The organism is Ectopseudomonas chengduensis (assembly GCF_900102635.1).
Lineage (GTDB): Bacteria > Pseudomonadota > Gammaproteobacteria > Pseudomonadales > Pseudomonadaceae > Aquipseudomonas > Aquipseudomonas chengduensis.
This window is the reverse complement of sequence record NZ_FMZQ01000009.1, coordinates 73,315-92,094: the sequence shown is the minus strand read 5'-3', so window position 1 is coordinate 92,094 and position 18,780 is coordinate 73,315. Positions and strand designations below refer to the sequence as shown.

General features: G+C 63.8%; 18 protein-coding genes. 8 read left to right on the top strand and 10 right to left on the bottom strand.

The window, feature by feature from the left end:
* Nucleotides 1-190 precede the first annotated feature (190 nt).
* The 6 genes from BLS08_RS15280 to BLS08_RS15255 form a co-directional block, all read right to left on the bottom strand.
* The gene (locus BLS08_RS15280) at nt 191-652 is read right to left on the bottom strand and encodes an outer membrane lipoprotein (protein WP_017677796.1); all 462 of its coding nucleotides are present in this window, start codon (nt 650-652) and stop codon (nt 191-193) included.
* 114 nt (nt 653-766) lie between these two features.
* A complete protein-coding gene (locus tag BLS08_RS15275) occupies nt 767-1,900 on the bottom strand; it encodes a glycerate kinase (protein WP_017677797.1) in 1,134 nt (377 codons plus the stop codon).
* A gap of 55 nt (nt 1,901-1,955) precedes the next feature.
* Nucleotides 1,956-3,323, bottom strand: a complete 1,368-nt coding sequence (locus BLS08_RS15270; protein ID WP_017677798.1) for a GntP family permease — start codon at nt 3,321-3,323, stop codon at nt 1,956-1,958.
* A gap of 196 nt (nt 3,324-3,519) precedes the next feature.
* On the bottom strand, nt 3,520-4,638 hold the full coding sequence (locus BLS08_RS15265; protein ID WP_017677799.1) for a sugar diacid recognition domain-containing protein: 1,119 nt from the start codon (nt 4,636-4,638) through the stop codon (nt 3,520-3,522).
* 100 nt (nt 4,639-4,738) lie between these two features.
* A complete protein-coding gene (locus BLS08_RS15260; protein WP_017677800.1) occupies nt 4,739-5,257 on the bottom strand; it encodes a ProQ/FinO family protein in 519 nt (172 codons plus the stop codon).
* A 287-nt stretch (nt 5,258-5,544) separates the two neighbouring features.
* Entirely contained in the window at nt 5,545-6,477 is a 933-nt protein-coding gene (locus BLS08_RS15255) for a LysR family transcriptional regulator (protein WP_017677801.1), read from the bottom strand.
* Nucleotides 6,478-6,579: 102 nt separating this feature from the next.
* Here BLS08_RS15255 and BLS08_RS15250 point away from each other — a divergent pair, with 102 nt between their 5' ends.
* Both BLS08_RS15250 and BLS08_RS15245 read left to right on the top strand, forming a co-directional pair.
* Nucleotides 6,580-6,906 carry a nuclear transport factor 2 family protein gene (locus BLS08_RS15250; RefSeq protein ID WP_017677802.1) on the top strand — a complete coding sequence of 109 codons (327 nt, stop codon included), beginning with the start codon at nt 6,580-6,582 and terminating at the stop codon, nt 6,904-6,906.
* Nucleotides 6,903-7,685: an SDR family oxidoreductase gene (locus BLS08_RS15245; RefSeq protein WP_017677803.1), complete on the top strand. Its 783-nt coding sequence runs from the start codon at nt 6,903-6,905 to the stop codon at nt 7,683-7,685. The genes BLS08_RS15250 and BLS08_RS15245 overlap by 4 nt, the downstream gene beginning before the upstream one ends.
* Nucleotides 7,686-7,770: 85 nt before the next feature.
* Here the strand turns inward: BLS08_RS15245 and pdxH are convergent, their stop codons facing one another.
* The 3 genes from pdxH to BLS08_RS15230 form a co-directional block, all read right to left on the bottom strand.
* Complete coding sequence (gene pdxH, locus BLS08_RS15240; protein WP_017677804.1) at nt 7,771-8,418, bottom strand: pyridoxamine 5'-phosphate oxidase; 648 nt, start codon at nt 8,416-8,418, stop codon at nt 7,771-7,773.
* Between the two features lie 81 nt (nt 8,419-8,499).
* Nucleotides 8,500-9,153, bottom strand: coding sequence for an OmpA family protein (locus BLS08_RS15235; RefSeq protein ID WP_004423819.1), 654 nt, complete (start codon nt 9,151-9,153; stop codon nt 8,500-8,502).
* An 82-nt stretch (nt 9,154-9,235) separates the two neighbouring features.
* Entirely contained in the window at nt 9,236-10,381 is a 1,146-nt protein-coding gene (locus BLS08_RS15230; protein ID WP_026088652.1) for an EstA family serine hydrolase, read from the bottom strand.
* Between the two features lie 220 nt (nt 10,382-10,601).
* Between BLS08_RS15230 and mbhE the strand changes: the two genes are divergently transcribed.
* The 6 genes from mbhE to mnhG are packed head-to-tail and all read left to right on the top strand — an operon-like array spanning nt 10,602 to nt 16,359.
* The gene (gene mbhE, locus BLS08_RS15225) at nt 10,602-13,322 is read left to right on the top strand and encodes a hydrogen gas-evolving membrane-bound hydrogenase subunit E (protein WP_017677806.1); all 2,721 of its coding nucleotides are present in this window, start codon (nt 10,602-10,604) and stop codon (nt 13,320-13,322) included.
* Entirely contained in the window at nt 13,322-13,726 is a 405-nt protein-coding gene (locus BLS08_RS15220) for a Na+/H+ antiporter subunit C (RefSeq protein WP_017677807.1), read from the top strand. Before mbhE ends, BLS08_RS15220 begins: the two co-directional genes overlap by 1 nt.
* Nucleotides 13,723-15,219 (top strand): proton-conducting transporter transmembrane domain-containing protein, encoded by a 1,497-nt coding sequence (locus tag BLS08_RS15215; protein ID WP_017677808.1) that lies wholly within the window; start codon nt 13,723-13,725, stop codon nt 15,217-15,219. Before BLS08_RS15220 ends, BLS08_RS15215 begins: the two co-directional genes overlap by 4 nt.
* Nucleotides 15,219-15,716 carry a Na+/H+ antiporter subunit E gene (locus BLS08_RS15210; protein WP_017677809.1) on the top strand — a complete coding sequence of 166 codons (498 nt, stop codon included), beginning with the start codon at nt 15,219-15,221 and terminating at the stop codon, nt 15,714-15,716. Before BLS08_RS15215 ends, BLS08_RS15210 begins: the two co-directional genes overlap by 1 nt.
* The gene (locus tag BLS08_RS15205; protein WP_017677810.1) at nt 15,713-16,024 is read left to right on the top strand and encodes an MrpF/PhaF family protein; all 312 of its coding nucleotides are present in this window, start codon (nt 15,713-15,715) and stop codon (nt 16,022-16,024) included. The genes BLS08_RS15210 and BLS08_RS15205 overlap by 4 nt, the downstream gene beginning before the upstream one ends.
* A complete protein-coding gene (gene mnhG / locus BLS08_RS15200; RefSeq protein WP_017677811.1) occupies nt 16,021-16,359 on the top strand; it encodes a monovalent cation/H(+) antiporter subunit G in 339 nt (112 codons plus the stop codon). Before BLS08_RS15205 ends, mnhG begins: the two co-directional genes overlap by 4 nt.
* Nucleotides 16,360-16,578: 219 nt before the next feature.
* Here mnhG and dinG read toward each other — a convergent pair whose 3' ends face one another.
* A complete protein-coding gene (gene dinG, locus BLS08_RS15195; RefSeq protein WP_017677812.1) occupies nt 16,579-18,723 on the bottom strand; it encodes an ATP-dependent DNA helicase DinG in 2,145 nt (714 codons plus the stop codon).
* Nucleotides 18,724-18,780: the final 57 nt, after the last annotated feature.

Genomic DNA, 18,780 nt, shown 5'->3' with positions numbered 1-18,780 from the left:
AATTATCGTTAAACACACTTGGTAACATGCAGGCGGCTGGAGGTGCTGCTGACAGCCGACCACCACTATAGCGAGGCCACAGAAAATTGCCGGGAGCGCTTCTTTTGCGCAAGCCCGACAAGTTGTCGCCCGGGATGACAGGCAACAAAAAGCCGGAGCAACCAAAGCTGCTCCGGCTGGTTTGTAACGATCAGTGGGTAACGCGACTGGTACCGTTGACCGTCATGATGCGCACGCGCTCGCCGACGCGGAACACCTGGTTCGGCTCGACTTCCTGGACGTAGGCGCGCATGGTGCCGTCGTCCTCACGCACGGTGATCTCAACACCCTGAGTCCGGGTCAGGCCTTCTTCAGCAGCGGCGCCCAACAGACCACCGGCAACGGCACCGACCACAGCCAGGACCGCACTGCCGCGCCCACCACCGAGGCCACTGCCACCGATGCCACCAACCACAGCACCGGCACCCGCACCGATTGGTGTCTTGGTCCCTTCGATCTTCACCGGACGCAGCGATTCGATGGTGCCCATGCGTACTGTTTGCACCGCTCGGGCCTCATCGCGGCTGTAGGTATCGCCGGTCAGGCTGGACTGACAGCCCCCGAGGGCCAGCATCGCGGCCAGCGAGGTAATGAGCAGAGTGGGTTTACGCATAGCAATTCCTCCAGAGGTATCTCAATCCATTAGACGCCGGGCGAGCGTAACTGTCACGGCGGAGCCTGAACAATAGTAATTTCAGACAGACCAAGTTCAGCCAGGTTCGCTCTATCAGGAGCGAGCAAGGCGCCAGAGCCGGGCGATATCCGCGGTACGCGCCTGCAACTCAGCCGCCGCACCGGCCATCGCCTGCTCCAGGGACAACGGGCCCGGCGCCAGGCTGAATGCAGCTTCGATACCCGCCTCGTACAGCGCTTGATAGTTGTCGCCCAGGCTACCGGACAAGGCGATGACCGGCACCCCGGCCGCACGCGCCACGCGCGCTACGCCGACCGGTGTCTTGCCGTGCAGGGTCTGGGCATCCATGCGCCCTTCCCCGGTAATCACCAGATCCGCGTTCTCCACCGCCGCGGCGAGACCGGACAATTCGGCCACCAGCGCGATACCGGGGCGGAAACTGGCTTTGAGGAAGGCACGAGCAGCGAAACCGAGACCACCCGCCGCGCCCACACCGGGAAACTCGGCATGATCCTCGCCCAGCGTCGCCGCTGCGATACGGGCAAAGCGGCCGAGTGCCGTATCCAGCTCCGCGACATGCTCAGGCGTCGCGCCCTTCTGCGGACCGAACACCGCAGATGCGCCGCGTGGCCCGCACAAGGGATTGTCGACATCGGCGGCGACCTCGATCTGCACCTTGAGCAAACGTGCGTCGAGCCCGCTCAGATCAAGCTGGTCGAGACCGGCCAAAGCCGCACCGCCCGGCGCCAGCTCCCGCCCCTGGGCATCGAGAAAACGCATCCCCAGCGCCTGTAACAGGCCAACACCGGCGTCATTGGTAGCACTGCCGCCCAGCCCCAGGATGATTCGCGTAGCACCGGCATCCAGCGCCTCACGGATCAGCTCGCCAGTGCCGAAGCTGCTGGCCAGACGAGCATCGCGCTGTTCACGCGGCACCCAGTGCAGGCCGCTGGCAGCCGCCATCTCGATGACCGCCGTACCCTGCCCCAGCCAGCCCCAATGCGCCTTGACCGGCTCACCCATGGGGCCACGCACCTCACGCTCACGGCGCTCGCCACCCACGGCGGCCAGCAAAGCATCGACCGTACCCTCGCCGCCATCGGCCATTGGCCGCAGCAAACACTCGGCCTCGGGAAACACCTGCTGCCAACCGCGGGCGATGGCAGCGGCCACGTCGGGTGCGCTGAGGCTCTCCTTGAAGGAATCAGGAGCAATGACGATTTTCATGGTAGGTACCTCGAAAGGAGGCAGGCGACCATAGCCGCCTGCCGGTAAAGCAGGATTACAGCAAAACCAGGCTCAGCAGCCAGACAGCGGCCATACCGGCAATACCCTGGATCAGGGTCGCCATGGTCTGGGCACGGTAAGCGGTCGCCACTTTCATGCGGCTGAACTGGGTCACGACCCAGAAGAAGCTGTCGTTGGCGTGAGAAACGGTCATCGCACCCGCACCAATGGCCATCACGGTCAACACGCGGCCCATCTCGCTGTCGAGCCCCAGATTGCCCAGCAGCGGCGCAACCATCGCCGAGGTGGTAACCAGGGCAACAGTAGAAGAACCCTGAGCACTCTTCAGCGCAGCAGCCACCAGGAACGGCATGAACAGGCCGATACCCAGCGCCGACAGGGTGTCGCCCAGATAACCGGTCAGCGCGGTAGCCTTGAGAATGGCACCGAAGGCGCCACCGGCACCGGTGATCAACAGAATCGGCGCCGCCTCTTTCAGGCCGTGAGCCACATGATCATGGAACTGCTGACGCTTGCCTTCGCCCTTAAGCAGCGAGCAAGCCAGCACCAGGCCTACCAGCAGCGCGGCAACCGGCTGACCGAGGAAGCTGAGCACGTCGAAGAAAGCGCCAGTACCGAAGGGCTTGCTCGGGAAAGCAGCGACCGAGCCCAGGCAGATCAGGATGATGGGCACGAAGATTGGCGCGAACGCCTGCCAGGCGCTGGGCAGCTTGCCATAGCGGGCACGCAGTGCATCGAAATCGACGCTATCGGCGAGCAGTTCGCTCGGCGCCTCTTCCAGCAATTCGTGGTCGTTCTGCTTGAGGAACCGGTTGGCCCACAGCATACCGGCAACGGCGGTGACCGCTGCGACCAGCAGACCGACCAGAATAACCAGGCCCAGGGACGTTTCCAGGCCCAGGTTGCCGGCCGCAGCGATCGGACCGGGGGTTGGCGGCACGAAGGTGTGAGTGGCGTACAGGCCGGTCGCCAGAGCCACGCTCATGGCCACCACGGACACCTTCATGCGCGCGGCCAGGGCATTCTTCAGCGAGTTGAGAATGACGTAACCGGAGTCGCAGAACACCGGAATCGATACCAGATAGCCGATGATCGACATGGTCAGGGTGGGGAAACGCTGACCCAGCAGACGAATCACCGTCTCGGCCATGGTGATGGCGGCACCGCTACGCTCGAGGATCACGCCGATGATGGTGCCGAGAACGATGACGATACCGATATAACCGAGAATGCCGCCAAAGCCGGCCGTCATGGTCTTGATGATTTCGCCGCCGGGCAGCTGGTAGGCGAAGCCGGCGATCAGTGCAGCGGCCAACAACGCCAGGAAAGGGTGCAATTTCAAACGGGTAGTGGACAGCACGATGAACGCGATCAGTGCCACCAGAATCAGGACCAGGCCCATGACCAGTCTCCTCATTGTTGTTATGGCGGGCGCAGGGCCCGGATGGGAATGCCGAGAGGCGCCACATTGTGGCTCAGCCACCCCCAGCCTCGCCCTGTGCGCTGGCACTAAAACAGCCGCAGCCACGCGCAAGAGGCTGTGCAATCGCACAAAGCCATCTGCCCGTCTTTACCAGCGGGAGCGGATTACCGAGCGTTCAAAGATCCTTCGCGGCGGGTTCCAGCAAGCCCAGCCCCAAGGATAGCTGCAGGCGTTGATCCAGCCGATTGAGGTCCAGGCCACTGAGTTCGGCGATGCGCTCCAGGCGATAGCGCAACGTATTGCGATGAATGCCCAACTCCTGCGCACAGGTTTGCACCTGACCGTCATGCGCGCACCAGGCTTCCAGCGTCGCCCTCAGCGTGCCCTGTGGGTCCTGCGTCAGCACCTGACGCAACGGGGCCAGCCAGCCCTGCAGCAACCAGCTGTGGCGCTGGGCATAGAGCAGCGTCGGCAGACGCAATTCGTCCAGACGCAGCAGACGACGACCAGGAAAGCGCGCCTGGCCGTAGGCCTGAAGATCGCGCAGGACCAGGCTGGCCTGGCGCAGCTCGGTCAGATCATGCAGCGGATCGCTGAGCGCCAGCGAACTCACGCCCCACTCGCGCTCGTCAGCCTGCTGCAGCCAGGCGCGATCATCGCGCGTGGTGCTGTAAGGCCGACACCAGAGCAGCTCATGACGCCCGAGCGGCGCTACCAGATGTTCACTCTTGCCCCCCAGTGCGGCGAGCAGACGAGCCTGACGCGGCAGCGGATCGCCCTCTCCATCGAGTTGCAGCAGGCACATCTGTCGCGGCCAAGTCATTTGCAGGCCCAGGCGTTCGGCATCGACCTCGAGACTGGACAGGCGCAGCATGGGGTCGAGCAGCTGTCGCAACCAGGCCTCCTGCTGATGCCGCTGCCAATGCCGCTCAGCCTGCAACACGCGATGCTCGACCAGCATCTCCGCAGCCATACGCACCAGCTCGGCATATGGCCGCACGATCTCGGGGTCACCGGTGATACCGAGCACGCCAATCAGGCGTTCGGCATGCAGCAAAGGCAGGTTGACACCGGGTTTGACGCCCCGCAGGCAGGCCGCCGCCTGCGCATCGATCTCCACCACGCGTCGGTTGGCCAGCACCAGCTGTGCACCTTCATGACGGGTGTGCAGGCGGCTGGGGTCGCCGCTGCCGATGATCATGCCCTGGGCATCCATCACGTTGATGTTGTGCGGCAGGATGGCCATGGCGCGGTCGACTATATGCTGCGCCAGGGTGGAGTCGAGTTCGAGCATGAGAAACGGCCTCGCGAATGAGGCCGCTATTGTAGGCGTGTCAGCGGCGCCTCACGAAGTATCCCTCGCAGCGCCGACGAAACCTTCAGGTAGCCAGCATTTACTCCGCAGCAGGCGCTACGGCGCTATCGGCGGCCTTGTCGTCCGCTGGAGCTTTAGCCTTGGCCTGATTGCGCCGAGCTTCAGCACGGTGCCGCCTGGCCTGCTGCTTGGCATGCAGCGCTTGCGCCGCAGTCACCACGCCAACGGGCTGGCCTTGCAGATCCAGACGCGGTGCATTTTCCGTCATGGCAGCCCAGTAGCGACCGCCGCGGCACCAGGCGGCAATACCCGCCTTGAGCTGCTCAGCGGTGATGCCGAGCAACTGCAGATGCTGCTCGGCGTCCTTGAGAATGCCCTCTTTCAACGGCACCTTGGGCGCCGGATTGACCGGGAAGGCCAAGGGGAAGTGCTTCTGCAACCTCCAGATCGCCTCGACGGTAGGATCCTGCTCGCGCGGCTTGCCTTTGGGCGGCTGCTTGCGTTTTTGCGGCTTCGCGCTTTCGGTCTTTACCTGCTGTACCTGCTGCTTCTCGGCGCGCAGGCGGTCACGTAGCTCGGCTAATTGTTCAAAACCCATCGTTCGGTTCGCAGCGTCCTGGTTGGTTCGTGGCGCAAGGGTATCTTATGTGCTCGTTTCGTACAGCCTTATTGGCGAATGGCGTGCTCAGCGGTAGGTGGTGGGCAGGCGATAAGGGGAGACTTGTGGAGGGCGGCTTCTGGCCAAAAAAACAGTCTATGACCAGAAATCAGGCCCAGCCGCATGAATGATCTCGACAGTAAAAACAGGCGCTCAAAACTACTGTCGCGCCAGCCGTTGGCTCCATGTGCTTGAGGTCATATGTCCCACTAGCCCTTGCTTCGTCCTTATCGACGATATTTTTCGGGGCAGGGTCGATCAAACAGGTTTCTATCCAATAGACAGTCTATGAACGCACCTAACGCGGCTGGTCGGTATTGCCTGTTCGGGTAATAAAGAAACAAGCCTGGGCGCGAGATCGACCAGTCAGCGAGGACCTGAACCAGCCGCCCTTGAGCGAGGAGCTCGCCCACGCTTTCTCTTTCGAAATGGTAGGCAATGCCGAGCCCCTGCAGGGCTGCAGCGATGCCGATGTCAGGATGATTGGTAACAACGGGACCATCTACCGTCATCTCCAGCAGTTGCCCGCGCTCCTGGAACTCCCAGCGATAGGGCCTGCCATCCATCTGCAAGCGCCAGTTGATGCAGGCGTGATCCTGCAACTCGGCAGGTGACTGGGGCGTGCCTCGACGTGCGAGATAATCCGGAGACGCTACGGCGACCATGTTCAGATCTGGGGTGAGGCGAACGGCCACCATGTCTTTCTCAAGCCGGCCACCTACACGGATGCCCGCGTCAAAACGACCGAGCACGATATCGGCCAAGGCGTCGTCGACCACGATATCGAGCAGCACCTCAGGGTGGGCCTGGTGGAATCGTGCCAGCCGAGGTGCGATGAGCGTTCTGGCGGCGATCCCCGGCGTGTTGATGCGCAGCGTGCCGCTTATCTGGCCTGTCGCCTCGCTGGCTTCGGCGACTGCAACAGCCATTTCCTGAAACAAGGGGGCGATACGCTTGTAGAGCAGCTCGCCATTGGCCGATGGTGCGACGCTGCGAGTGGTGCGATTGAGCAGGCGTACGCCAAGCCGCGCTTCGAGCTGCCGGATAGTCTGGCTGAGTGCCGAGGGAGAAAGGCCCAGATGCTCCGCCGCGCGGGCGAAGCTCTGACGCTCGACAACAGCCACGAAGGCCTTTAGCTCGGCAAACTCTGACCCGCGCATTATGCATCGTTCCCTACATAGCCAATGCTGATTCTAGGTGATTCATTTAACTCTGTCCGGCACTCATCCTAGGGTTATCACTGATCCTATGGAGCCGACAGCATGTCCACCTTGACCCTTCCCGAACCTATCGCTGCTTACTTTGCCGCAGAACACAACCCCGAAGCGTTGGCGCATTGCTTCACGGCGCAAGCCGTTATGACCGACTTCGGTCATACCTACACGGGCGTCGAGGCCATCCAGGCCTTCCTGGCCGAGGCATCGGCCAAGTACAGCGCCACCAGCGTGCCCTTTGCCATCGAGCAAGAGGACGAATTCCAGCTTGTGAGCACCAAGGTCACCGGCAACTTCCCTGGCAGCCCGATCATTCTTTCGTACCGCTTCCATCTTGAACGCGGCCTGATCGCATCGTTGGAGATCACAGCATGAACTTCGACCTTCGACTCGATGGCCTGCGTGCGGTGGTGACCGGCGGCACCATGGGCCTTGGCGCTGCAGTGGTGCAGACCCTGGTGGCGGCTGGCGCCCGAGTGGCGACATCGGCGCGCGACGTGTCGGTACAACCTGTAGATGGCGTCACCTACATCGGTGCCGATCTGACGACGGCGCAAGGCGTGGCGCACCTCGCACAGACCGTTCTGGATAGCTGGGGCGGTGTGGATATCGTGATCAACTCGGTTGGTGGTTCGAGCTCGCCTCCCGGCGGCTTTGCCGCCCTCAGTGATGAGCACTGGCAGGCCGAGCTGAACTTGAACCTGATGCCGGCCGTACGCCTGGACCGCGCCCTGTTGCCGGCCATGCTGGCCCAGGGCTCGGGCGTCATCCTCCATGTGAGCTCGATCCAGCGCATGATGCCGCTGCCAGAGTCCACCACCGCTTACGCCGCCGCCAAGGCAGCGCTCACCACCTACAGCAAGTCCCTGGCACGGGAAGTGACGCCCAAGGGTGTGCGTGTGCTGAGCGTCGCGCCCGGATGGATAGAGACCGAGGCGTCCGTAAGGTTTGCCGAGCGTTTGGCTGAAGAGGCGAGCACCGACTACGAAGGCGGCAGACGAATCGTCATGGAGGCGATAGGTGGCCTCCCGCTGGGTAGGCCTGCCACGCCTCAGGAGGTGGCCGATCTGATCGTCTTCCTCGCGTCGCCGCGGGCCGCGTCGGTCTCCGGCTCCGAGCACCGTATCGACGGCGGCACCATCTCGACGCTATAACCGCCGGCAGCACAGCTCAACCACAGCGAGCCCTCAAGGCTCGTTGCTTCCCTCTTTCTCTCGGGATGTTGCGACCATAAGCCCCCTAGGGCGCCAACCGCTCACGAATCCAGGCGTCACCCTTGAAGCGGTAGTTGAGGCGGTCATGCAGGCGGCTTGGTCTGCCCTGCCAGAATTCGATGCGCTCCGGTAGCAGGCGGTAGCCGCCCCAGTGCGGTGGGCAGTGCGGGGTCTGGCCCTGGAAGCGCTTTTCGGTTTCCGCCAGCAGGCTCTCCAGCTCGGCGCGGTCGCGGATCACCTTGCTCTGTGGCGAGGCCCAGGCGCCGATACGGCTGCCCAAGGGACGCACCTGGTAATAGCCATCGGATTCGGCAGCGGTCACGCGCTCCACACGGCCTTCGATGCGTACCTGGCGTTCCAGGCTGGGCCAGAAGAAGGTCATGGCGGCGAACGGGCGTGCTGCCAGTTGCCGGCCCTTGGCGCTGTCGTAGTTGCTGAAGAAGGTGAAGCCGCGCTCGTCGAGGCCCTTGAGCAGCAGTACCCGGCAGTGCGGGCGGCCCTCTTCGTCGACGGTGGCCAGGGTCATGGCGTTGGGTTCGACCGGCAGTTGCTCGGTCTTGACCGCGTCATCGAACCACTGACGAAACAGGGCAAGGGGTTCCAGCGGGGCCTGGGCTTCGCTCAGGCCGTCGCGGGTGTAGTCGCGGCGCATATCGGCCAGGGTTTGGGTCATGGCAATTCCTCAGGGCAAGGCCAGAAGCCAATCCGTCTGGCTTCTAGTGCTTGCCCGCGCAGGGTGGAAATGCCCGCAAGCTTACTCCGACTTGCTCACTTTTCCTTGATCTGCGGCAGCTACCTTGGGTGCATCCTTGAGCTCTGCCTTGGCCGGCTGGCTGTACTTGGCGATCAGGCCCTGCATGGTGTCACGCGAAGTCAGGAGAATCTCCACGCGGCGGTTGAGTGCGCGACCGGCCGCGCTGTCGTTGGCCGCACGGGGTGCATCGGAGCCCAGGCCCATGACCTGCAGGCGGTTCTGCTTGAGGCCGCTGAGGCGGAAGATGGACGTCACGGCCCGCGCACGCTGCTGGCTCAGGTCGCGGTTCTGGGCGTCGTCACCGCTGCTGTCGGCATGGCCGAGCACGACTACGGCAACGTCTTCGTCGCTTTCCAGCAACTTGGCTACACGGGTGATGGGGCCGAGGCTCACCGGTAGCAGCATGTGCGGACGATCCGGATTGAACGAGCCCTGCACCGGGGCGGTGACCACCAGCAGATTTTCGCGGCGCTCGAACTCGAAGTGGCTGCCCTTGACCGCTTCACGCAGTTTCGGCTCGTACTCGTCGAGCCAGGCGCGGGTAACTTGAGGCGGTGGCATCACTGCCGGCTTGGCGACTTCCTTCTTTTCCGAGCCGGCGCAGCCCGCAATCAGCAGGCAGCAGGTAAAGGCAAAAATCTTGTTGGCACGCATGTAGCCCCCGGGGTCACACAAATCTAATGGTCGGATCGTTATGGTTGGTACTGAACGGTTGGCGCAAGTTTAGCCGTTTCAATCAGATACAGTCCGCAATCTGTCGCGCAAGTTTCTGCGCGCGGGGGTCCATCAAGACGAACGGTCCTAGATTGTTGGTGACGAAACCGAATGCTAGGTCTCGCTCAGGGTCGGCAAAACCACTGGAGCCACCAGCGCCGGGATGGCCGAAGGCTTTTGCCCCCATACCATAGGTGGCGTTGGCCACATCGGCCTGATCGAGCATGCAACCCAGGCCGAAACGCGTGCGAGTCAGCAGGGTCTTGTCGTCACCGACGCTGTGCTCGCGGGTCATTTCGCCCAGCAGGTCAGCATCGAGCAGGCTGCCGTCGAGCAGACCGGCATAAAAGCCCGCCAGGCTGCGCGCGTTGCCATGACCATTGGCTGCCGGTTGCTGCATACGCCGCCATTCGGGCTTGTTGGTGCTGGTCATGATCGACGGCGGGTTGGTGAACGAGCGCGTGCTCATGGCGTTGGCGTCACTCATCATCACCTTGAGCAGGCGCTGCGCGGCGGCGTCGCCGAGGTTGCCCTTGCCGCGCGCAATATGGGCGACGCGATCGAACTCGCTGTCAGCCAGGCCGACATGGAAATCCAGCTCCAGTGGCTTGGCGATGCGTGCGGCGATGCTCTCGCCCGGGCCACGGCCTTCCACACGGCGAATCAGCTCGCCAATCAGCCAGCCATAGGTAATGGGCGCATAGCCATGACCCTCACCCAGCGGCCACCAGGGCTCTTCAGCTGCCAGCGAGCTGGTCATGGTCTGCCAGTCGTACAGCGCCTCGGCGGGCAACGCCTGACGCAACGCCGGCAAGCCGGCCTGATGACAGAGCAGATGACGCACGCTGATGCGCTGTTTGCCGGCTGCAGCGAACTCCGGCCAGTAGCGCGCCACCGGCGCATCCAGGTCGAGCTTGCCCTCGCCCACCAGTTGCAGGGCCACGACAGCAGCGAAGGGCTTGGTGCAGGAGAACAGATTGGCGATGGTGTCGCTGTGCCAGGCCTGCTGGCCGTCCTTGTCCATCACACCGGCCCACAGGTCGACCACGGTTTCCCCGCCGACTTTCACGCACAGGGCCGCGCCCCGCTCCTGCGCATCATCGAACAGTGCGGCGAATGCGTCCCTCACCGCTTCGAAGCGCAAGTCGAAATAGCCCTGAATCTGCACGCTGTTCTCCTGTTTCACTGCTTATCTCAATACTGCCAATGATGGCAGCCGCCTATCATGCAATGTTCTGAAACTTCATAAAATAGCGATCTTCGATTGGTTTTTCCTATGATGAAACAAATGCGGCCTGATATGACCAATACGCCCTGAATAGCGCAGCTACGGTGCGTACGCAGTCGTCAGGCCGCCTTGGATTCGACGCTCGGCACAGGAGAAGCGAGTGCTCTACCTACTGTCCCTGATCGCCCTGGCTGCCATCATGGCACCCGGCCTGACGCGCCTGTTGGGTGCTCGCACAGGTTGGCTGCTGATGCTGGCGCCGCTGACGGCCTTCGTCTGGTTCGTTCAACAGATTCCGCTGATCGCCGGCGGCGGCGCCGTGATGCAAAGCCTGAGCTGGATTCCGGCACTGGGTATCAACCTGAGCCTGCGCCTGGACGGTCTCTCGCTGGTTTTTGCCCTGCTGATCAGCGGCATCGGCAGCCTGATCGTGCCGTACGCCGGCAGTTATCTGTCCAGCCACGCCCACCTGGGTCGCTTTCACGCTTACTTGCTGGTGTTCATGTTGGCGATGCTCGGCCTGGTGCTGGCCGACGACCTGGTAGCGATGTTCGTGTTCTGGGAGCTGACCAGTATCGCCTCCTTCCTGCTGATCAGTTTTCAACACGACAAAGCGGTATCGCGCCGTGCGGCGTTGCAGGCGCTGCTGATCACCGGCGGCGGTGGCCTGGCGCTGCTGGCGGGACTGATCCTGCTCGGTGGCGCGACGGGCAACTGGCAGTTCTCCGATCTCAGCGCCGAGCAGATCGAAGGCCATGTGCTACTGCCGGCGATCATTGCCCTGGTGCTGCTGGGCTGCTTCACCAAATCGGCGCAGGTGCCTTTCCATCTGTGGCTGCCCAATGCGATGAACGCACCGACTCCGGTGTCGGCCTATCTGCATTCGGCGACCATGGTAAAAGCCGGCATCTACCTGCTGGCCCGTCTCAACCCGGTGCTCGGCGGCTCCGTCGGCTGGGGTACCCTGCTGATTACCTTCGGCGCAGCCACTGCGGTGCTCGGCGCATTCTTGGCCTTCCGCCAGACCGACCTCAAGCGCCTGCTGGCGTACACCACGGTGACCGTGCTGGGCCAGCTGACCATGCTGATCGGCACCAACACCAGCTATGGCCTGCAGGCGTTTGTGCTCTATCTGGTGGCGCATTCTCTCTATAAAGGTGCGCTGTTCATGGCAGTCGGCGCCATCGACCACGCCACCGGCACCCGCGAGCTGGCGCGTCTGGGGGGGTTGATTCGTTTCATGCCGTTGACTGGCGCGGCAGTAGCCCTGGCGGCATTCTCCAATGCCGGCCTGCCGCCGTTCTTCGGCTTCATCGCCAAGGAGTTCAAGTACACCGGGCTGATCGAGATGGGTCATATCGGCTGGGCGGTAACGCTGGTGATGATCCTTACCAACGCCCTGCTGTTCGCCGCTGCCGGCCTGGTCTTCCTGCAGACCTTCCTCGGCAAGCGTGGCGACTATCCGCGCACGCCGCACGAAGTCGGCTTGCCGATGTGGCTGGGGCCGATGCTGCTGGCCATCGGCGGTTTCCTCCTCGGCGCTTGGAATGCCTGGCCGGAGACCTGGCTGGTGAACAACGCGGTGCAAGCCGTGGCGCGCGGCCCGGTGGATGTGCACCTGTATCTGTGGGGCGGCATCACCCCAGCGCTTGTGGCCAGCTTGCTGACCGTATCGCTGGGCGTGCTGTTCTACGTGATGCGCGACCGCGTACGGCAGGCGCTTGATCGTGCCAACGCGGCCTGGAACGTCAGTGGCGACCTGCTCTGGGATCGTTTGCTCAAACGCGTATTCCACTTCGCCGGTCTGCTTGCCGCCCGTTTCCAGCACGGCTCCTTGCGTCAGCATCTGGTGCTGCTGGCCCTGGCGGTCGGTGGCCTCTTGGCGGTCGGCTTGTTGCCGGCGCTGCCGCAACTGCTGCAGGGCAGCTACAGCCCCATCTCGCCGCTGGGCCTGGCCGGCTGCCTGTTGGCACTGGCCGGCGGTGTGGCTGCGGCGTTCCTGCCTGGCCGCCTGACCTTGCTGGCAGCACTGGGCGCCTGCGGCCTGGGCCTGGCGCTGGTGTTCGTCTCAGTCAATGCACCGGACGTGGCGATGACTCAGCTGATGGTGGAAACCCTCAGTCTGATCTTCCTCGCCCTGGTGTTTCGCAAGATGCCCACGGTTCCTACCAGCGGCGCACGCGCGCCGTGGAAGCGACGCCTGCATGCCAGCGTGGCGATCCTCTTCGGCCTCAGCGTGACCGGCACCCTGCTGCTGGCGGTGAGCCTGCCACTGCCGGGTGAAATTGCGCAGTGGTATCAGGCCAACAGCTTGCCGGGTGGCCACGGGCACAACGTGGTCAATGTGATCCTGGTGGACTTCCGCGCCTTCGATACCCTCGGCGAGATCCTCGTGGTCGCCCTCTCCGCCCTGGCTGCAGCCAGCCTGCTGGGCACCGGCCGGCGCTTCGGTAACGAGCATAGCGGTGAAGACGCCTTCACCTCGCCCCTGCTGCGCCAAGGTCTGCGACCGCTGGCCTGGCTGATGATGGCCGCCTCGCTGCTGGTGCTGTGGCGCGGCCACAACCTGCCCGGCGGTGGTTTCATCGGCGGTTTGGTGGCGGCCTGCGGCCTGATCCTGCTGGTGCTGACCTACGGCCACGGGCAGATTCGCCGAGTGCTGCCCGTAGCGCCTGCGCAGTTGATCGGTATCGGCCTGGGTTGTGCGGCGGGCGCCGGCATTCTCGGCCTGATCGCGGGCAGCGCCTTTCTTACCGGTCTCTGGACCTTCCCCGGCGGGCTGCCGCTGGGTACGCCCTTGCTCTTCGATATCGGCGTTTTCCTCACCGTGTTCGGCTCCGCCCTGCACATGATCGACAAGCTCACGGGAGTTCGCCAGTAATGGAATGGCTAGCCGCAATCACTACCGGAGGCCTGGCGGGTCTGGGCCTGTGGATGCTCCTGGATCGCAACCTCAAGCGCGTCGTATTGGGCGTGGTGGTCCTGGGTAATGCAATCAACCTGGGGGTGCTGACCGCCGGGCGCTTCTTCGGCGAACGCCCGGCCTTTGTCGAGGCTGGCAACGCAGTCAGCACCGCCAACCCGTTGCCGCAGGCGCTGGTGCTGACCGCCATCGTCATCGGTTTCAGCCTGTTCATCTTCGCCCTGGCGCTGCTCAAGCGCACCCGCGAACTGCATGGCGACAAGACCACCGACTCGGTCAGCTCGATCACCGAGCAACCGGCACCGGACTGGCACGACAGCGAGCACGAACACGACGCCCATGGCGCGGAGGCTCGCCGATGAATCACGCGTTACTCGTTGCACCGATTCTCATCCCCCTGTGCAGCCTGCTGCTGGCGATCATCCTGCGCCGCCACCTGCTGGCCGTGCGTGTGCTCAGCCTAAGCGGCGCCGCCCTGCTGCTGGCCGTCGGCCTGGTGCTGGTCTGGCAGGCCGCGCAAGGCGTGGTGCTCAGCGGTCAGGTGGGCAATTGGGAGGCGCCGTTCGGCATCAGCCTGGTGATCGACCGATTGTCGGCGGTGATGATCGCCATCAGCGCCCTGGTGGCGCTAGTCACCCTGCTCTATGGCGTGGCCAAGGACAATGACAGCAAGATCGGTCGCGACTTTCACCTGTTCATTCAGGGGCTGCTGACCGGTATCTGCGGCGCCTTCATCACCGCCGACATCTTCAACCTGTACGTCTGGTTCGAAGTGCTGCTGATCGCCTCCTTCGCTCTGATGGCGCTTGGCGGTGGCAGCCGCCGGCTGGCCGGCAGCATGACCTACGTGGCCCTGAACCTGTTCGCCACGCTGATCTTCCTGCTCTCTGCCGGCCTGGTCTACGGCGCCAGCGGCACACTGAACATGGGCGAACTGGCGGTGATCATGCGCAGCGGTGAGGCACCGCCTGGCGTAACGCCGGCGCTGCTGCTGATGTTGCTGTCGTTCGCCATCAAGGCCGCGCTGTTCCCGGTATTCGGCTGGCTGCCGGCCACCTATCACGTCGCCCTGACGGCGGTTTCGGCGATGTTCGCAGGACTCCTGACCAAGGTCGGCGTGTACGCGCTGATTCGCCTGGTGACCCTGCTCTGGCCGGAGCATGGCCTGCCGCATCAACTGCTGCTGTGGGTCGCCTGCGCCACCATGCTGGTGGGCGTACTGGGTGCGGCGGCGCAGACCGAGGTGCGCCGTATCCTGTCGTTCCACATCGTCAGCCAGGTTGGCTACATGATCCTCGGCCTCGCCCTGGCCACCCCGCTGGCGCTGGCCGGCGCAGTGTTCTACCTGATCCACCATATCGTGGTGAAAGCCAACCTGTTCTTCATCGGCGGCCTGGCGGCGCGCATCTGTGGCTCCGAGCGGCTGGCCGACATGGGCGGGCTATATAAGCGCATGCCCTGGCTGGCACTGCTGTTCGCCATTCCGGCGCTGTCGCTCGCGGGCATTCCGCCGCTGTCCGGTTTCTGGGCCAAGTTCCTGCTGGTCAAGGCAAGCCTGGATGCCGCTGCCTGGTGGGCGGCGGGCATCGCCCTGCTGACCGGCGTGTTCACCCTGCTGTCGATGAACAAGATCTGGAACGAAGCCTTTCTCAAGCCCCATCCAGGAGGTGAAGAGGCGCTGCAAACGGTTACCGGCATACGCGCGGCCTGGCTGGGCATGAGTGCCCTGGCGCTGCTGACCGTGTTGATCGGCCTGGGCGCCGGCCCGCTGATCGACTATGCCGTGGCGGCCGCCTCGCAGCTCGCCGACCCGCAAGCCTATCTGCAACCCTTCACCGGCGCAGGAGGTATCTGATGCTGTTTGCCATCCATTTGCTGGCCAGCGCTGGCCTGTCATGGAGCCTCGGCGCCGGCCATCTGGGCGGTGGCCTGCTGGCCTTCGCCCTGTTGTACCTGATCGCTCGCCTGCTGGGGCTGGCCGTCCAGCGCCTTGGTCGTTATGCACGCAGCCTGGAACATGGCGTCAGTTTCTGCCTGTGGTTCATCGCCCAGGTATTTCTCGCGACCTACCACGTCGCCATTCTGGTGCTGGCGCGCCGGGTCGACGTGGAACCAGCAGTGCTTGCCTACCCGGTGAGCCGCCGCGAAGTGGACAAGGTCACCCTGCTCGGTACCCTGCTGACCCTGACCCCCGGCACCCTGGCCCTGGATTATGACGAGGAGCAAGGCCTGCTCTATATCCACGCACTCGATGCACGTCGCCGTGAGGACGTGACCGAAACCCTCATCGAGCTGGAGCGCCGCCTGTTGGCCTGGCTCGATGCCGGCAAAGCCGAAGGAGTAACGCCATGACCCTGCACCTGGCCGGCGCCGCCTGGGTATTGCCCTTGGCTGCAGCCATGCTCGTACTGAGCGGTTTGATCAGCCTCTATCGCCTGCTGCGCGGCCCGAGCCGCCCGGATCGTGCGGTGGCCATCGACGCCCTCACCCTGCTGGCGGTCGCCGCCATGGCACTGCTGTGTCTGATGCGCGGCGAGGCGCTGTTCATCGACGTCGCGGTGCTGCTGGCACTGGTGTCGTTTCTCGGTACGGCAGCCTTTGCCTTCCTGTTCGACGATGCCCACAGCCAGATGCCGGAAAAAAGCGAGGAACGCCCATGAACGAAGTACAAGCCTGGCTAGCCTCGCTGCTGGTGCTGAGCGGCGCGGTGATCTCTCTGCTCGGTGCGATTGGCGTGCTGCGCCTGCCCGACAGCTACAGCCGCATGCACGCCGCTAGCAAGGCCGGCGTGCTCGGCGCCGTCCTGTTACTTGGCGCAGTGGCTCTGGCCAGCAGTGGCGAGCTGGCCCTGGAGGCCTTTATCGGCCTGCTGATTCTGCTGGCCAGCGCACCGCTGGCCGCTCACGCCATTGCCCGCGCCGCGCACCGCGCCGGCATTCGACCGACGCTGGGGCGGCTGGGTGATGAGCTGGAGCAGCGCAACAGGGGTGGTTAATAACGTCAGCAGGCCGTTGAAAAACCTAGGCGACGACTGCAGGTGGAGCAGCCGAGGTAGTTTTTCAACAGCTTGTCAGAGGGTGTTTACAAGATAGGCGAACGAAGGCAAGACAAGGCGAAAACGATCGAGAAAGCGGAGTTTACGTGCTGTAAATGAGCATTTCGAGATCGTTTTCAACGCAGTATTGCCAAGTGCAGCCATTTTGTAGACACCCTCTCAGTCGATCTGCCGACGAAACGGCGGCAAGGCATTGAGAATGGCCTTGCCGTAGCGCTGGGTAACCACACGCCGATCCAGCAGGGTGATAGTGCCGCGATCAGCCTCGGTACGCAGCAGGCGACCGCAGGCCTGCACCAGACGCAGCGAGGCGTCCGGCACGGCGATTTCCATGAAGGGATTGCCGCCACGCGCCTCGATCCACTCGGCCAGCGCCGCCTCAACCGGGTCATCCGGCACGGCGAAGGGAATCTTGGCGATCACCACATGCTCGCAGTAGGCGCCAGGAAGGTCGACGCCCTCGGCGAAACTGGCCAGGCCGAACAGCACGCTTTCCTCGCCTGAATCGACACGCGCCTTGTGCTTGTTCAGGGTCTCCTGCTTGGACAGGTTGCCCTGAATGAACACGCGTTTGCGCCAGTCGCGATCCAGGCCGTCGAACACGTCCTGCATCTGCTTGCGCGAGGAGAACAACACCAGCGTCCCGCGACTGCCTGCCACCAGGCCCGGCAGCTCGCGGGTGATAGCCGCCGTATGCGCAGCAGCCTCACGCGGGTCGGCCTTGAGATCGGGCACACGCAGCAGGCCGGCATCGGCATGATGGAAGGGGCTTGGCACTATCGCCGCGACCGCCGCCTTGGGCAGGCCGGCACGCATGCGATAGCGGTCGAAGGTGCCCAGCGCGGTCAGGGTCGCAGACGTCACCAAGCAGCCATGGGCAACGTTCCACAGGTTGCGGCGCAAGGTCTCGGCGGCGAGGATCGGGCTGGCGTTGACCTCGATATCGAACAGCGCACCGCTCTCGGCCAGGGTCAGCCAGCGCGCCATGGGTGGGCTTTCCTCGGGGTCTTCAGCGGTGAAGGCCAGCCACAATTCCCAGTTGCCCTTGGCGCGCGCCATCAGGCTGCCGAACAGCGGATACCACTCCTCGGCCTGGTGGCTGGCGATGCCCACGGCGCCCTCGCCGTCCATGGCCTCCTTGAGCAGCTCGGTAACGCCGGTGAACAGGTCATTGAGCTTGGAGAAGCCCTTCTTCAGTTCCAGCCCCAACTCGGTCAGATGCTCCGGCACCACGCCGCCGACGAAGCGATGACGCGGGCGCTCGCGTCCTTCCATGTCCTCGCCGGCCTTGAAGTCGGCGATCTGCTCGCAGGCAGCGAACATGAACTGCTGCTGAGTCTTCAGCTCGCGGGCCAGCTCCGGCACCTGTTCAATCAGACGGCCGAGATCGCCCGGCAACGGGTTCTGCGCCAGCAGCTTGGTCAGATTCTTGTCGATCTGCGTAAGCCAGTCGGCAGTCGAGCGCAGGCGAGTAAAGTGGGCGAAGTGGCCGATGGCCTTGTCCGGCAGGTGGTGGCCCTCATCGAACACATAGATGGTTTCGCGCGGGTCGGGCAGTACCGCGCCGCCGCCAAGCGCCAGATCGGCCAGCACCATGTCGTGGTTGGTGACGATCACGTCGACCTTGCCCATGCCCTCGCGCGCCTTATAGAAAGCGCACTGCTGGAAATTCGGGCAATGACGGTTGGTGCACTGGCTGTGGTCGGTGGTCAGTTGCGCCCAGCGAACGTCCTCCAGCTCCTCCGGCCAGCTGTCGCGGTCGCCATCCCATTTGTTGCCGGCGAGCTTCTCGATCATCGCGGTGAACAGCTTCTGACCCTGCTCGTCGACGTCGATGCGAAAGCCTTCTTCCTCGAACAACTGCGCGGTAGCGCTCTGCGCGGCGCCGTCCTGCAGCAGGTGGTCGAGCTTGGACAGGCACAGGTAGCGGCCACGCCCCTTGGCCAGGGCGAAGCTGAAGTTCAGGCCGCTGTTGCGCAACAGATCAGGCAGATCCTTGTGCACGATCTGTTCCTGCAGGGCCACGGTGGCGGTGGCGATCACCAGGCGCTTGCCAGCGGCCTTGGCGGTGGGGATGGTGGCCAGACTGTAGGCCACCGTCTTGCCGGTACCGGTGCCCGCCTCGACCGCCACCACGGCAGGATCACCCAGACGCTTGCCCTCGTCATCGGTCTTGATGGTGCCGAGCACCTTGGCGATCTCGGCGATCATCAAGCGCTGGCCATAGCGCGGCTTGAGCGACTTGGCCTCGAGAAAGCGCGAATAGGCGCCCTGGATCTGGGACTTGAGTTCGGTACTGAGCATGGATTCTGAAACGAAAAAGGCTGGATAAATTTTCAGTATTCGCGGAGCGGTCGCTAT